At 47.1% G+C, this 15,300-nt stretch carries 9 protein-coding genes and 2 pseudogenes; 2 read left to right on the forward strand and 9 right to left on the reverse strand.

The genetic code is table 11. The features are described from left to right. Both ACX9NY_RS07515 and ACX9NY_RS07520 read right to left on the reverse strand, forming a co-directional pair. A complete protein-coding gene (locus ACX9NY_RS07515) occupies window positions 1-1,611 on the reverse strand; it encodes a response regulator (RefSeq protein WP_472477900.1) in 1,611 nt (536 codons plus the stop codon). Window positions 1,612-1,614: 3 nt separating this feature from the next. Beyond that, on the reverse strand, window positions 1,615-2,967 hold the full coding sequence (locus tag ACX9NY_RS07520; protein WP_472477903.1) for a glycoside hydrolase family 140 protein: 1,353 nt from the start codon (window positions 2,965-2,967) through the stop codon (window positions 1,615-1,617). A 312-nt stretch (window positions 2,968-3,279) separates the two neighbouring features. Here ACX9NY_RS07520 and ACX9NY_RS07525 point away from each other — a divergent pair, with 312 nt between their 5' ends. Together ACX9NY_RS07525 and ACX9NY_RS07530 are read left to right on the forward strand one after the other, a co-directional pair. Next, complete coding sequence (locus ACX9NY_RS07525) at window positions 3,280-6,882, forward strand: chitobiase/beta-hexosaminidase C-terminal domain-containing protein (RefSeq protein WP_472477905.1); 3,603 nt, start codon at window positions 3,280-3,282, stop codon at window positions 6,880-6,882. Between the two features lie 229 nt (window positions 6,883-7,111). Continuing rightward, complete coding sequence (locus ACX9NY_RS07530) at window positions 7,112-7,546, forward strand: Rrf2 family transcriptional regulator (RefSeq protein ID WP_472477907.1); 435 nt, start codon at window positions 7,112-7,114, stop codon at window positions 7,544-7,546. 54 nt (window positions 7,547-7,600) lie between these two features. On the opposite strand, the gene ACX9NY_RS07535 is transcribed toward ACX9NY_RS07530, so the two are convergent. The 7 genes and pseudogenes from ACX9NY_RS07535 to ACX9NY_RS07565 all read right to left on the reverse strand — a co-directional run bounded on the left by ACX9NY_RS07535 (window position 7,601) and on the right by ACX9NY_RS07565 (window position 15,252). Continuing rightward, window positions 7,601-7,963 (reverse strand): VOC family protein, encoded by a 363-nt coding sequence (locus tag ACX9NY_RS07535; protein ID WP_472477909.1) that lies wholly within the window; start codon window positions 7,961-7,963, stop codon window positions 7,601-7,603. A 170-nt stretch (window positions 7,964-8,133) separates the two neighbouring features. Beyond that, window positions 8,134-8,619: a nitroreductase family protein gene (locus tag ACX9NY_RS07540; RefSeq protein WP_339255452.1), complete on the reverse strand. Its 486-nt coding sequence runs from the start codon at window positions 8,617-8,619 to the stop codon at window positions 8,134-8,136. 17 nt (window positions 8,620-8,636) lie between these two features. Then, window positions 8,637-9,212 carry a nitroreductase family protein gene (locus tag ACX9NY_RS07545; protein WP_472477911.1) on the reverse strand — a complete coding sequence of 192 codons (576 nt, stop codon included), beginning with the start codon at window positions 9,210-9,212 and terminating at the stop codon, window positions 8,637-8,639. Window positions 9,213-9,217: 5 nt separating this feature from the next. After that, window positions 9,218-9,715 (reverse strand): MarR family transcriptional regulator, encoded by a 498-nt coding sequence (locus tag ACX9NY_RS07550; protein WP_472477913.1) that lies wholly within the window; start codon window positions 9,713-9,715, stop codon window positions 9,218-9,220. Window positions 9,716-10,144: 429 nt separating this feature from the next. After that, window positions 10,145-10,468, reverse strand: a pseudogene (locus ACX9NY_RS07555) (dihydroxy-acid dehydratase); the annotation flags it as partial. Between the two features lie 260 nt (window positions 10,469-10,728). Beyond that, window positions 10,729-11,148, reverse strand: a pseudogene (locus tag ACX9NY_RS07560) (GNAT family N-acetyltransferase). 279 nt (window positions 11,149-11,427) lie between these two features. Then, complete coding sequence (locus ACX9NY_RS07565) at window positions 11,428-15,252, reverse strand: polysaccharide lyase family 8 super-sandwich domain-containing protein (RefSeq protein ID WP_472477914.1); 3,825 nt, start codon at window positions 15,250-15,252, stop codon at window positions 11,428-11,430. Window positions 15,253-15,300 lie beyond the last annotated feature (48 nt).

Here is a 15,300-nt window from a genome sequence, read left to right on the forward strand (position 1 = left end):
TCACCCTCTGTCTTTGAGCGTCGTTTGGCGCCGATATTCGTTCGGATTAAGACCCGTAATTCTTTTGAATACCTTGCTAAAATACGTATACTCGGGCGAAAAGCCGACCAGAGCCGGCACATCGGACGAGCGTAGTTGATTTTGGGCAAGCAGGTCCTTGGCACGTTCAATCCGATAACGGTTCACATAATCAATATAAGTGATCTGCAGCTCTCTCCGGAACAGGTTGCTGAGATACCCCATGCTTAGACCTACATGGTCTGCAACCATCTGGAGACTGATGTTTTCGGTATAATGACGTTTGATGTACTCAATGGCGCGGGTAATCTCATCACTCATTTGTAAGCGCTTGCGAATTAAATCAACCAACGTGTCAATATAGATAACGACCTGGTCAAGCATATCCGGCATCGTGTCACAGATTTCCAACTGTTCGGTCATGCTAAGCAGCAGCGTTTTTTCATTGTTATGATCATATACATTCGTATTAATCCATTGCACAAACTGGTAAATGGTGATCTCCATTGATTTTCGCTCTTCGTTCATGCCGCGTTCAATCTCATCCAGGAATTCGTCGTATTCTTTCTGTTTGAGCGACGGAAGCAATTCCCGAAGAGGTGTAAGGCTTCGAAGCCGTTCAAGTCGTTCAAGCACGCCCGAATGGTCTGCACGCCCTATTCCTTGATGATGTTGTCCGGGGCCGGTGATGAATTTACGCTGCAATGCGCGTTGTGCCTCGGCATATTGTCTCGGCAGCGAGTCATATCCCCCGTTGATGCTGCTGATCCCGAACGAAACAGTACTGTTGAAATAATGACGGATCGTATCCTGAACATGTTCGAGCAACTGCCGAAGTTCCTGCACGATGGATTGTTCGGACAGTATATCGGCATAATGCAATACAAGCGCGTAATGCCGATCGTTGATCTGAACCGCCTCTCCCCGTTTATAACCGGACATAATCTCGCTTAAAATGTTTAACAGCGACATCTTGACCAAGTGGCCGTGTTCATCCCGAAAACGTTCCTTGAGCGAGGCATATCGATCCACTTCCATTACACACACGACGAGACGAACGGGCGAAAGGCGCAGACCGCTCTCCGAGACGAATCTGGCGAATTCCTGCGTTGAAAAGATGCGATAGAACATAAAATCTTTAAACATCTTTTCCTTCACAAGCTCCATATCCGGAGACGCCGTCCCTGTCTTTTGCGATTGGGGTGGGATATGCTGCTGATCCAGCTCTTCCCTGACCCCTGTTAGTACCTGCTCAATCTCTTCTTCGGTCATGGTTAGTTTAAGAATATAACTGGACACATCCAGTGTCAGTGCTTTGCGAGCCAATTCAAATTCTTCCAGACATGACAGCACAATGACGCGTGTATGTTTGTCTTGCTTGCGGATGTTGGAGATCAGCTCCATGCCATCCATTCTGGGCATACTGATATCGGTAATGACCACATCGGGTTTCTCGCGCTCATAATAATCCCATGCGGCCAGGCCATCCGGGAAATCGGCCGTAACCTCCAAGCCGTATTTGCTCCATTCGACGGAATTTTTCAATCCGATGCGAACGAGCATTTCATCCTCTACGATCATCACCTTATACATGCATTAGACCCCCTTCAAAATCAAAATCCAGTCATTCCCTCTTCCGCTGGTTGGGGCTGCAAAACGTTTAATGCCTTGATTCGGTATTGTAGAATCTGAATCTGAAGAAACCTTGGTTGTATCTCCTGTTCTGGGGCAAAACCACATGGCATTTGTTTTCTTGCCCTCAATATACCCCATGACGACATCGACGTACAAGCCATTGGGTAGATAAATGTAAGCGTTATATTTACTCTGCGCAGCTACGGCATGATTTGCGCCTGCACGGTTCTGATGAATCAGATTCGAATTGGGTCTCCAATCCGGGCCCAGCTCCCCTTCGAGTAATGCACGCGCATGGCGCATCTGCTCCGCACCAGGACGATGCAGTGCTTCCCGCCAGGACATAATGAAATAATCCCCTTGGCTGTTCGATTCCATGAGATCATGCGGACCTTGGTACATTGACCATATGGAATGGTGTCCATACGTATGACCCAGCGCACCGGCAAATAAAGCGTAATACGCAGCTTTCCTCACATCTGCTGCATCGAAATAACCTTGTTCACCCCGGAAGCCGACAGGGATATCCTCGTAACATGGCTCGGCATCAAGCGTGGGTTTCGCCGGCTTACGTTCATAATCTTGCTGCACACGTCTATCATTGGTAATCTCCCGCTCCCCGTGTCCGGATTGAATCATGTTGAAATCAAGCCACGGCTCATCATGCAGTTGGCGAGAAGATGACTCGCATCCCGGTGGATGGAACGTCATTAGTTGCCGGGCACCGCCTTGTTTCAGCCCCTGTGCCATGGACGTGACAATGTCGAAATGACGCTTCGTCTCCAGAGGACGGTCTCCCCCCAGTACCCAGATAATCTGAGGATATTCAGCGTATCGCTCTCCCAGCCATTTTCCGTAATCAAAGGCCGTTTCCGGTGAAAATACTTCTGGGCCTTTCCCCCACTTCCTGTTGAACTTGTCACCCCAAGTCGGGAGCAGTGCAACATACAGACCCAGATTGCCTGCAAGTTGAAGCATAGCGTCTACATGATCCCAATAGGAATAAGGTCCATCGGTATCCGGACGGATTGGTTCAGGTTGACCGTTCTCGTCCATATGAAAAGGCAGTCTGCCTTGAGCATTGCCCGTTGTGGTACCGCTGAACTCGGCCAGCAGCACCGTTTGAATGACCGTGAAACGCTGGTTGGCCCTTGTACGAAGGTACAGTTCAGTCTCTTCCCGGTTCAAACGATGCAGAAGTTCCCAAGCCGTGTCACCAAGCCAGAAAAAAGGGACTCCTTCCGACGTTTCCAGATAGCGACCGGTGTCGGAAACCTGAAGCGCAGTGATGGTAGAGTATGGATTAGTTGACATGTTATTGGACCCTCCCTATTTTTACAGTTCCATGGGCATTGCTATGACGATCATTTTCATGTTTCTGACGAAACACTCTCTAATAAAAGCATAAAATGCACATTTGTATTCGTAAAGGGCCTTTACCAAGCAGAATCGTTCAACCCGGCTTCGTTTTGTTCAACCTCAGCCGTTATTTTTTCAACTGTATCCATGGATAATTCAAATCTTACTTATATTGTAAACGCTATCATTTTAAGTGCCGCAAGTCGACTGTCTTAAACCACCTCATGGAGTAGCCCTTGCGGTAAACCATGAAAAAGGAGAGCTGAAATGAAAAGTAGATCCGGTCGTTTAGCTTCACGATGGGCAATTCCGTTCCTTATATCCACCATGCTCGCTTCGTTTGTTCCCGCTCCTTCCCTCATTTATGCGGATCAGAACGAGAGCCAGAATCTGAACCGTACCAGCCACACAATTACGATGGATACGAGTGATGTGATTCAGGATGATTTTCTCGGCGTCGGCGTCAACACCATTCCTACGGCCCTCATGCCCGGGCAAACTCAATACGGCTATTCGGAAGCCCACTGGGAGGTAGACAACAAGCGAATTCAGACCATTCAGCCCAAGGTGGCCAGAGTGTGGTTTCAGATCGACTGGATGGAACCCGCGAAAGGAACCTATACATGGGACAGTGCCAAAATGAAAGCTTTCTACAAATATCTCGACGCCTTCAAGGCTGCCGGAACCGAAATTGAGCTAAACTTTGGTTGGAAAGTCGGATCGACTGTGCATGACTGGTTCACAATACCGGGCATTGATCCATGGACGAGTGCGCCAGCTGACTTGGATGCTTATGCCGCTTCTGCCTCTGCCCTGCTGGAGGAATTGATACTGAACCGCGGTTACGACAACGTGAAGTATTTGACGTTTTATAACGAACCGAACGGCAGTTGGGACTTTGAGGCTCCCGGTGATCAGAAAGCCTATTATGCCGAAATGGTGAATAAAACGAGTGCCAGGCTGACTGCGGATGGTCTACGCGATCTGATCGAAATCTGGGGTCCTGAAGAGACGGGCGCTCCCGCCTGGATTGAGTACATGAAACAACATGCGGATGATGCCATCGATGGATACAGCTTCCATGTATATGGGGAATCGTATGAAGGGCTCGGCAATGCCTTCGCGCTGCGGAAAGGGTATGTTGGCGACAAGCCGCTCCATCTGACCGAGTTCGGGTGGGCAGATGATCAGGCGAGCAATTGGGATGCGGGATATGCGAACTCGGTCATCCAAACCGCCAATATGGGTGTGAAATCAGCCCTCATGTGGCAGTTAAACGGGGTTTGGACCAATGATCCTACCGGCGGAACGAACGGCACATATACGATGTGGGATGCGCTTGTTCTGGGGCTGACCCCTCGCAAAACATTTTATATCGCAGGCATGCTGAACCGTTATATTCCCGAGCATAGCGAGGTTCTGGCTGTGGACACGGGCGGTTCGAACGATGTACGCGCTGCGGCGTTCAGAGGCGACGACGGCAATTATACCGTGCTTGTGGAGACCAAAGCCGGCACGGAAAAAGAAATCAAGCTGAATTTTGGCGATACTGCGGTGAATCAAACGTTCCGCAAATTTGTATACAACAACGATATTGTTCAAGAAGCCAACGCGGTTCTTCCTCCGGTTGCAGCAACTTTTCCAGGAGGGAATTCGTTGACAGACACCAACGTGGATGGAGATTACAATGTGATCATCTACACGACCCGACCAGCCGAGACCCAGGTCAAGCTGGATGAAGTTAATCCTACGGTTCGCTCAGGTGACTCCATCACGCTTGGGGCAGAAGTAATTGATAATACCGGAAGTGTGACTTGGAGCGTGGTTGGACAAAACAACGGCACCATTAACAGCAGCAGCGGCGTATATCAGGCACCTCAGGTGACGGATGAAACGTTGATTGCCGTTCGTGCAACCAGCACGGCCGATCCATCGGCGTATGGTGTCGCCCTCGTACGCGTCCTGCCTTCTTCACAGGCGGGTAAAGTTGAAGTTCCAACATTCAGTCTGGATCGGCATATATTCCCTAGCTCCGAAGTGCTCTATCTGGAGACAACGACGAGCGGAGCGCAAATACGGTACACGACAGACGGCAGCGAGCCTACAGCCCAGTCTTCCCTGTATGTCAGACCGATTGTTCTGAACGAAGGTTCGCTTGCACACTACAAAGCCAAAGCATTCAAAAATGGGTTGCAACCATCCGGCACGGTGTCCTCCCTGTATCAGATTGGACAAATCAGCAGCGCTCCGGACGGGTATAAGCTGTGCATGATCGAAAACGGCGGAGAGTGTTATTTTCAGGGGAAAGCGGTTGTCGCATACGGTGCAGACGGATTATTTAATTATTCCATTCAGGAAAACGGCGTTGCCTGTACAAGTGCCATGCTGGGCGATCCGATTCCGGGTGTAGACAAGCGATGCTTTGTTAACCTCGAAATACCGGATGAGCTTCCTGTGGTCACGTTCTTCAACGCTGGTTTTGAAAAACCGGCTACCACATCGGCCAGACCGGGACCCATGACCAACGGATGGGTGTTCGACAGCCGCTCCGGCGTACAGCATAACAACGGTCCATTCCAGGCTACTGCTGCGCCTCAAGGTGTACAGACAGGTTATCTGAAAACGGATGGCGGCGTCTCCGGCACGATAAGACAGTCGATCCATTTCAAGCCGGGAACATACCAAATGTCGTTCAAGGCGGCCAAACGCACCAGCTTTGGCGGCACGCAGTCCTTTGACATCTATTTCGATGATCAGGTTATTGGCTCGTATCGGCCTGAATCCAGCAACTTCCAAACTTTCCGAACGGAGCCCTTCGAGAGCGCTGGGGGCAAACACACGATCAAGTTTGTAGCCACAACGACGGATGGTGACAATACGGCTTTTATCGATGATGTACGAATTACGTTGCCACAGACTCCGGAAGACCCTTATATCACCAATTCGAGCTTTGAGTCACCTGGAGTTACTGATCCGTCTGGCACGGTGAGCGGCATAACTGCTGGATGGAGCTTCAATGATCAGGCGGGGATATTGCGAAGTGGCAGCAGCATGACTTCTACTCCAGCACCTGCCGGGGTTCAGGCTGCATTTGTTCGAACTCAGGATGGCGTTCATGGTTCATTTCAACAGTCGCTGACGTTTCCAGCAGGCAGCTACGTCATGAACCTGAAAGCTGCCGCTCAGAATGCAGGGCAAGCTCAACCGGTGCAGATTGAAGTGGATGGGCAAACGGTCGCAACGATTACGCCGTCTGGCAGCACCTACGAATCCTTCACTACGGATTGGTTTACCGTTGAACCTGGATCGCATACGATTCTATTTTCCGCAACAGGGACAGGCACAGGTGCAACGTTTATTGATCAGGTTTCCATAGAAAAGGTTGCCGTTCCTGACTATGCCGCTCTGCAACATGGCGGATTCGAAAGTCCAACCGTCACGTCCCAGAACGGAGTAGCTGTGGCAAGCGGTGACGGCTGGAGCTTCAAAAACAATGCAGGCCGCATTCGCAATGGCAGTGTGTTCGGTGCTTCCAACGCGCCTGAAGGCACGCAAGCTGCATACTTGCAGACCCTGAATGGCAAGCAGGGCGAGTTCAGCCAATCGCTGATTTTCCCAGCAGGCCACTACGCCATTCAATTTCAGTCTGCGAAGCGGAGCAGTTTTGGGGGGCAACAGTCCTTTGATGTCTACATGGATGATCAGTTGCTCGGTTCATTTATACCGACAAGCGGTGCTTATGCCGAGTTCACCACGAACTCCTTTCAGCTCAACAAGCCCGGAAAACATCAAATTCGGTTTGTGGCAACTTCGGGAACCGGGGACAACACAGCTTTCGTGGATGATATCGTGATTACTGCTCTTCCATAGAAACATAAGCACCAATTCATTACCTTCCATTAGGATAAGGAAAATCGTAACCACGCGCTCGGTGAGCTGTATCTTAAATTGTTGGAGGCTATCTAACGATTGGAGGTGCAGTTCATAGCGGGTGGTTTTTGACAATTCCTCACATCCACTCTGTTTGCCTGGTGACGAAGCCGTCGATTGACCTGTTCTATGAAAGAAACTATACTATTCAGCAAAGAAGGTGAGTAGATTGAAACAAATAAGTAGTCGCTTTTCGATGGCCGTCCATATTCTTTCCATGATCGCGCTGGACCCGCTTTACAGTACAGGCGATCGAATTGCGCGTAGCATCAATAGTAACCCTGTAGTCATTAGAAGGATCATGGCCCAGCTCAAGAAAGCGGGTTATATCGATACAAAACCAGGAGTTGCAGGGGCCTCTCTTCTGATATCTCCTGAAAAATTAACGCTACTGGATATCTTCCAAGCAGTCGAATCGGTGGACGGAGACCAGCTTTTCAAAATCCACAAGGATACGGACCCCAATTGTTCTGTAGGAATGAACATTGAATCCATCCTATTACCCCAATTCTCTAATGCACAGAAGGCTATGGAGCATGAACTTGCTTCTGTTACCCTAGCTCGAATTGTGGAGCAACTACGGGTAAAGGAACATACAAAATAAAGCTGCTCCTCTAATGGAGCAGCTTTATTTTGTATGTATTGATGTTGCACCAATTCAGACAGAAGCTGCCTCAGGCTCAACATATTCAATAAAACTGCCATCTGGATGTTGAACAAAAACGCTTGGACCAATAGGACCATGCTGATCTCTAACGATAAGGGTATTTTGTTTTGTTAATTCTGCCTTCAATTCGTCCATGGAATCGACATACACCACTGCTCGAAGTGATCTGGCGGGCTCCAAAGCCTCTTGACTTCCAGATACAATGACGTAAGGATATACTGTGGCTAAAGATAAGCCTGCCTCGGGAATATTCCACGTACGATCCATAGATCGATTCGCAAGAGATTCATAATATGCAACGGTTACCTCCAATTGCTCGGTAAAAACGGGTATAAAATGATTTATGATTTTCATATGAACCTCCAATTTTGATTTTTTTAAATATAACCATAATGGTTATAACTTATTTAGTTATATATAAACATTCTGACTTTGTCAAGCTTTCAACAAAGATTAACACGGTCAAAACGTGGTCGATAAAATAAAAAAAGCCGCTAAAAAAAGCGACTTTAATGAAAAACACCCTAGAGAAGTTCAAAATGAAGTTGAGTTTCAGATAAATCAGTAGTCCCTTTCGACTGATTTGCACCGTATCCCAATTCTAGAACTGCAGCAATACGCTCGTTATTCAGTACACCAAACACTTCAGTACGGCTCGATTCGTACATCCAGTCATGCAATGTACAGCGCACACCCAGACTCTGCTCATATGCTAGCAAGCGGAAATTTTGAATTAGGCAGCAGACAGCTGCAAAGTCCTCTTCCTGCTTATGTTGATCTGACTCTGCATTCACCAAGACCAGAAGATACGCAGGTGCTTGCTCCTGTAATCCCTGCATGATGTCCCCATACGGGTTATCAACAAAGATAAATCGCCACGGTTCTCGGAGTCCATCATTTGGCGCCCATACGGCGTGATTGAGCAACTCAAGAATTAGGTCCTGCGATACTGGTTGATCCAAAAACTCACTCGGGCCGCCCATGTCTCCTTCCAGATCTGACAATTTCATTTTTACAACCTCCTCTTCTATGTAGACTGCCCTCGTAATACGGTCCACTTTTGCTCGGCTGGTGTTCTTTTCCGACTTCTTGGTGCTTTGTCGAAATATCCTATATGAAGAATGCCAACGAATCTTTCATCATCACGCATGCCAATTCCTTTGAAAAAACCTTCATGCTGGATCATGGACTCTGTATCCCATAACATTCCTAAACCATGTTCCCAACCCATCAGTTGGAAGCACTGCATCATCCCGCAGGCAGCAGCATAATTGCGGTCATTGGTGAGACGATCCGGTCCTACAGTCGACATCACAATGACGTGTGCAGGAATATCGGTAACTCTCTTTTTGAACACATCCAGAAGTTTCCCGGGAATCAGTTTGCCGAGTTTGCTCTGCGACATCTGTTCGAGCATGCAGTCCACCAACCGTTTGCGCGCTTCTGGAGTTCCGGCATATACCACACGCCACGAGCCAGCCTCATCAAATGGTTGAAGCCGATTAGCCTTACGTAGTAATTCAACAACTAACTCCTGGTCCACCGGCGTAGAGTTACATTTACGAATGCTTCTGCGCTCCCTGATCAATTCCGCCAGACTCACATGCTTCACTCTCCTTCGTACGATCTGGATTCAATATTGATGCGACTGTCTTGAAGAAATTGATGGATTACGTTTAGCTCTGTTTCCGAATATTTGTCGAGCGTACGATAGAAACGTTCCGCCTCATGTACATGCAGACGTTCATGCAGTTCAAAGATCTTTTTGCCTTGCGGTGACAACCGGAAATAACTCTCCTTCTTGTTGTCATTCATTTTTGTGCGTTTGACGAATCCTTCTTCCAGCAGTTTGTTGCCAATTTTGGTGATACTTGCTTTGGATAAATTCATCGCCTCGGCAATACCTGTGTTGTTAATAGGCTCATGCTTTCCTATGCAATCTATCATATGAACGGCGGTCAAATGCTGAGGAATGTTCTCGATGCTTTCTCGCTGGGCGACACTTAGGAAATGCTCAATTTCTGTATTCTTGTGGTTCTCATATACATGTAAAAAACGGATAAATTGGTCATGAAGCAATTGTTTTGTTCGATCTTTTGAAGTCATCTTGTGATCGCTCCTTATTTACTTGTAAACAAAAATATCACTTTAATAGTATGGTGTTTAAGGATAATTAATTTTATTTTGTTTACTCGTGAACAATATAACATGAATGATAATGATTATCAAATAAATTTTCTGACCTTGCAATATCACGCTAAAGTCCGGACAGAGACCTGCCTTAAAAGGAATATCTTATCTTTTTAACCTGCCCATTCCGAACCTGGATTTCCACCCTGGTCAACAAAAATCCGCTAAACTTTTCTGATTAACGGGTTTTTAAAATTCAATCTTTTTACATACAACTGTTGTAGAATCTTATGGCGCGACATTCTTAATCTTTAAAGCTTGCATTTTTTTGTTTCACACGCTCTATGCATTCGTTGTAGCAGCTTCTAACGTCCTATTTTATATGCAGCATCAATATTTGCTTGTTTATTCCATCAAATCTGTTACTGCACCTTTTGAAGCAGAGGAAACTAATTTGGCATATTTGCCGAGTACACCGGATTTTACTTTTAGTGGAGGTTGTATCCACGCTTGCGCTCGAGCGGCTAACTCTTCTTCTGTCACCTCAACCTTACTTTCCTGAATGTCACTGTTCATGGTAATAATATCTCCATTTTGGAGCAAAGAGATTGGCCCGCATACTTGTGCTTCAGGTGATACATGGCCGACTATAAATCCATGCGAACCACCAGAGAATCTGCCTGATGTTATGAGAGCAACTTTCCCACCGAGACCTTTTCCTACAATCATCTAATCGGAAATAGAATCAGCCAGGTATTTTGGTTGTGTCCCAATGCTGTACTGATACTGATAGAAGACGACTAAATAAATCATGTGCTCCAGTAACCGATTTCTCGAAGATCTCCTGAATACACAGCATATTTGCACCTTTTCAGTAGAAGGAAACATATATACGCCAAAGAACAGCACCCTCTGCATCTACAGAATGCTGTTCTTCAAGTAACGTTCTCTAAATATTCTGAACGTTCTGTATATTTACAAAACGTGTACTACAGTTCCATCGTCATAAATGTACTAATCCCATCTAGGATATAATCTGCAAACGGCTCACAATACGTGAAACCAAAACCTTCATACAGCTTGCGAGCTGATCCCTTTGTATCCACGGCTTATGGCTGCTTCAATAATGTGAGCAAGAACATTTCTAGCTACACCTTTGCGCATATGATTCTTAGCTGTTCGCATCGATTTGAGTTCTGCATGCTCTTTGTCCAATTCCTTGATAGCCCCACAGCCAAGCAGCTTTCATCTTCCCATGCACACCAGAAATTAATTCCGGGCTTCTTCAACCCGTCCAGATTAAGGGCATGAACGCTTTCTGGTGGGAAGTCCTCTGCCATTCCTTGCAAATGTTCTGCAATTAATCCAATCACCTGTACCCCACTCAAATCATCTACACGAATATCCATTGTATCCATTCCTGCGTAATGTTAAGTATAAACTACATCCGTTAGCCTTCTGTATTTCACATTACTTACATGACAGAATCGGAACCGCGGGGGTGGTAGTCCTGTCACTGTATCGACCAAATTCAGATGTAATAATATCTGTACTATTTACCTCCAGGAAAACTCCCCAGACGGCGACTGTATGATTTCGAACTCTCTACGTCTGTCAGGGTGAAGCAGCAACCTAGCCTTGGACCAACTCAGGGATAGCCAAACAAATTAATCGGCTTCGTCATGGTTTCATTGGGCCTGCAATTTAATCCGCAATGTCTGCCCGAGAGTATCTTGCATATTAATCTTTAGCTTCACCGTGGGTGATAGCTGTAGTACCTCGATCTGATCGTCTTTACCCAGTATTCCTGCTGCTTCTGCATCCAGCTCTAGTTCAATATACCCCTGATTCTCCAGCGTAGGATCAGACACTGAAAGCTCAATCGTATCCGCCTCCGGATTTTTTCTAATCATGACAGAGGCTTGCTTATTCGAAGTAACGCCATTTACCGAAGTCAGAGTATCCGTCCAGAAATTATACCCGGCAACGTTAAGCGTATTCTCTCGGACCGCCTGAACCGTCTTAGAATTGGCGAGAACGGTGACATCCGGCGAATCGGCGTATTCTTTTGTTTCCTGTTTGCTTGCATTTGGCAAAATCATATATTCATACTGACTGTCAGCAGGATTATTCCCATGATCAATCCACATGGTCAGGAAATAATTCTGTAGCAGTTCGGTAGGTAATGTTGCAGAAGGAGGATTGCTGAGTTTAATGTCGGACCATCTTCCCTCTTGAATTTGTCTGGTCAATCTGATCGGTGAATGATTCGGGAAGATATAACCAATGTTCGAACCTATCACATTTCCCTCCAGATAAGCCCATGATGGATTCTCTATCTCTTCATTTACTATGGTCCCATTCAGAACTTCACCATCCACGTAGAAACTGTTTGAATTGTCTTCTCTCAACTTCCGCTGCTCAATGACGGTTTCTACAGGAAGGTTATCTGTGCTTGTAATGCCAGCACCTAGCGCAACAATTTCATTGTCAAAAGCGAACCAGGATTTCCGCGCCTGCATTTGTGTGCCGTTCTGAAGCAGTTCCATGCCTGTAACGCCGAAAGTATCCAACGTTGTGCCGCCCGCCCAGGAATTAAGCGGGACGGTCTCGCCATCCCCATATTGATAATTGCTAGAATTTCTTGTCCGCGAGACAACCGTTGTGCCTGGAAGTCGGCTCCAGTTCACCGTTGCCCAGAAGCTGCCTGTATACTGGGACAGATCCTGGTTGTAGAGATACGTCATCCCGTCACCAGTATACCAGCCTTTAGGATTCTCTCCGTTGGTAAGCTCATAGGTAGCAATACGCTTTGAACTTTTACTGACCCCGAACAGGAAGTCTTCGCCCCGATGTACACTACGAGCCATGCCACTCAACTCATAGTGTGCCTGAACATCGGTGGCAGGAACAATCGCAGGATCCTCCACCCAATCCCTGATCGTATCTGCCAAATCCAGTGGAAACTGATAGTATGATCCGCCCCTACTCAGCTGATACTCTACATGATATTTCACCAAGCTCTTTAATTGAAGCGATAGCTCGGCAGGAGATGTCACTGCAATTCGGGAGATACCTGCCAGAATGTTTCTGCCGGAGTAATAGGCATCTGCTGCCGGCCTGACGATTGCGCGTCCTCTTGTCATATCAATAGCCTGCCCTTTATATAATACAGGAGCAAATCCTTCGTCGATCCACCGATAGACATTACTCATTTCGGGAACAATCGGCTCCCAGGTGCTTCCGTTCAGCAGAAACATCAGGTTCCCGATCCCCTGTATCAGAACCTCCCCATAACTTCCCGTATAGGCTATCGTGCTGTGCTGCACATACGAGCCGTCTTCATAGAAGCCATCGCCTGCAGCTGTGTACTGAAATAGCTCACTCATCCCGTTCCTGGCTTGAATTAGCCGGTCGTAGTTATGTTCGACAAGCCCCATACGGACTTGAATCAGCATGATATCGGAGCGGTTGGCACCTGTCTGTGTAAAAGAAGCGGAAGTGATGTCCCCGATATAATGATCGATGCTTGCCGTATTCCTCAGAATTTGTTCCGGTGTCAACTCGTCATACATCAGGATCAGAATATCGACCAAACGATTGGGAACGCCGATATCCCAGTTCCACCAGTTCCCGAATTCGGTGCCCGTGTCCGTGTACAACTTATCCAGCATCCAGTCCATGGCTTGAAGCAGATCGTCCTTTAGCCCGGAATTATGGTATAGAGATGTTCCTCTTGTCTGATAGGCTAATGCCATTGTCTTCAATCGGGTATAGTGGTTGTTGATAAAAGTAGAATCACTGGCAGAAGCAGGCAGGTCATTCCAGAGCGTTGTGCCTCCCGATGCGAGTTGCATGCTATCCCAGTATTGTTGAGCTGCAGATGCATTGGCCTGAATAATGGTTTGCACTGCTGTTTCATTAACATCCAGAGAATTTTTGCCGATCAGAGTCTCCTTCCAACGCTGCCTGATTTCATCATATTCTTCGGGATTTTCTGGCTGGGGAGCAACCACCTCAAGTGTAACTGAATCTCCCACTCCGTTAACTGTGTTTGCGGACACCGTAGCTGTACCGACGCCAAGTGCCTGTATTTTTCCATCTGCAGCCACACTTACAATTTCCGGGTGATCCGATACCCAGCTTAGCTGTGATTCCGTTGCATTCGCCGGCTCAACATTTGCGATGAGTTGCAGGCTGTCGTATTTGGAAATTTGTGAGGGTGGAGAGGTTATGGCAACAGAGGCGACAGGAATATAGGGAGTAATAATAACGGTAACCTCTGCAGAGATCGTCGGATCGGTTTGTGATACTGCTGTAATCGCCGTCGATCCGACCGATATTCCGGTGATTTCACCAACGGCATTTACGGTGGCAACAGCTGGATTGTTGGAACTCCAGCTCAATGCCTGATTTGTTGTATTCTGGGGATTAAATACAGGCTGCAGAGTTTGCTTGCTTGTTACCGCCAGATTAATTTCATCCGGCAGTATGATGCCGAGCGGCAGCACCGGTTTGGTCACTGACACTGGAACCGCAAGCGAATAATTGCCCTCATAAGTGCTTACATTCACTGTAGTGCTACCTTCTTTGAGCGCATGGACCGTGCCATTAGTCACCGTGGCCACATCAGGGTCATTCGTACTCCAAAGTAAACGCTGGTCGGAAGCATTTTGCGGAAAGGCCGTAACCACTATATTGGTGCTGGCACTCACCGGCAGCTCAAGCTGTGCCACTGAAGTACTGATTCCCGTAATTGGAACGTATTCCGCGAGTTTCAGGTCATCGACCATCCACTCTGCCTGCATCCCACTTTGAAAATACTGATTCAGGTATATATGTCTAATATTCATCCAGACGGAAGGCAGCAAGGCTTCTCCTAAATACTGATCATTCAGGAAATAAGTTATGGAGCGTGCTGAATTGTCTATGAACATTTTTATTTTGTACCATGAATTCTTCTCGTAATGTGTTAGGAACTGGTTGCTGACATCCCTTATTTCTCCCGCAGCATTGAAGGTAAGGGCTGAAATATTGGTAGTGCTTGTAGCGGGGGAAGGCGCATTCAGGCTTCTGAACTGAATCTCCCGGCGATGTGTAGTACTGTTCATATAAACCGACGCTTCAAAAACCAGCTTTCCGGCGATGCCGGAATTGCCAGCTTCCGTTCCGCCCAGATTATTTCTTCCGGTACTCACGTTTTTGGTATTGGAAACGATTTTGAGACTGTAATCCTCGCGCTGGGGAGCATTTTCTATAGTCACATAATTTGTTTCTGCCAAAGAATTATAGATGCCCCAACTTCCGCCGACCGAGCCGCTGTATGTGGAGCCGTTATAGAGCTTTGTATTCTTGGCATTTCCGCTTTCATCATAGTTAACATTTACGTATACGGTGCCAGCGGCGAACGCCGATGGCAAGGCTGTAGGGGGAATGATAAGCGACAGAACCAGCAGCATGATGATCAAACGGAAGAAGAACGATTTAATGAATGGCTGATTATACACTTGCATACCAACCCCTCCAAATTTCTGATTTTGCGTCAAAAGCCTATAAATGCA

Source organism: Paenibacillus sp. CB74, assembly GCF_055687625.1.

Bases quoted from the DNA above. Each gene is read 5' to 3' on its own strand.
- ACX9NY_RS07515 (WP_472477900.1), bottom strand. From the start codon at position 1,611: ATGTATAAGGTGATGATCGTAGAGGATGAAATGCTCGTTCGCATCGGA.
- ACX9NY_RS07520 (WP_472477903.1), bottom strand. From the start codon at position 2,967: ATGTCAACTAATCCATACTCTACCATCACTGCGCTTCAGGTTTCCGAC.
- ACX9NY_RS07525 (WP_472477905.1), top strand. From the start codon at position 3,280: ATGAAAAGTAGATCCGGTCGTTTAGCTTCACGATGGGCAATTCCGTTC.
- ACX9NY_RS07535 (WP_472477909.1), bottom strand. From the start codon at position 7,963: ATGAAAATCATAAATCATTTTATACCCGTTTTTACCGAGCAATTGGAG.
- ACX9NY_RS07540 (WP_339255452.1), bottom strand. From the start codon at position 8,619: ATGAAATTGTCAGATCTGGAAGGAGACATGGGCGGCCCGAGTGAGTTT.
- ACX9NY_RS07550 (WP_472477913.1), bottom strand. From the start codon at position 9,715: ATGACTTCAAAAGATCGAACAAAACAATTGCTTCATGACCAATTTATC.
- ACX9NY_RS07565 (WP_472477914.1), bottom strand. From the start codon at position 15,252: ATGCAAGTGTATAATCAGCCATTCATTAAATCGTTCTTCTTCCGTTTG.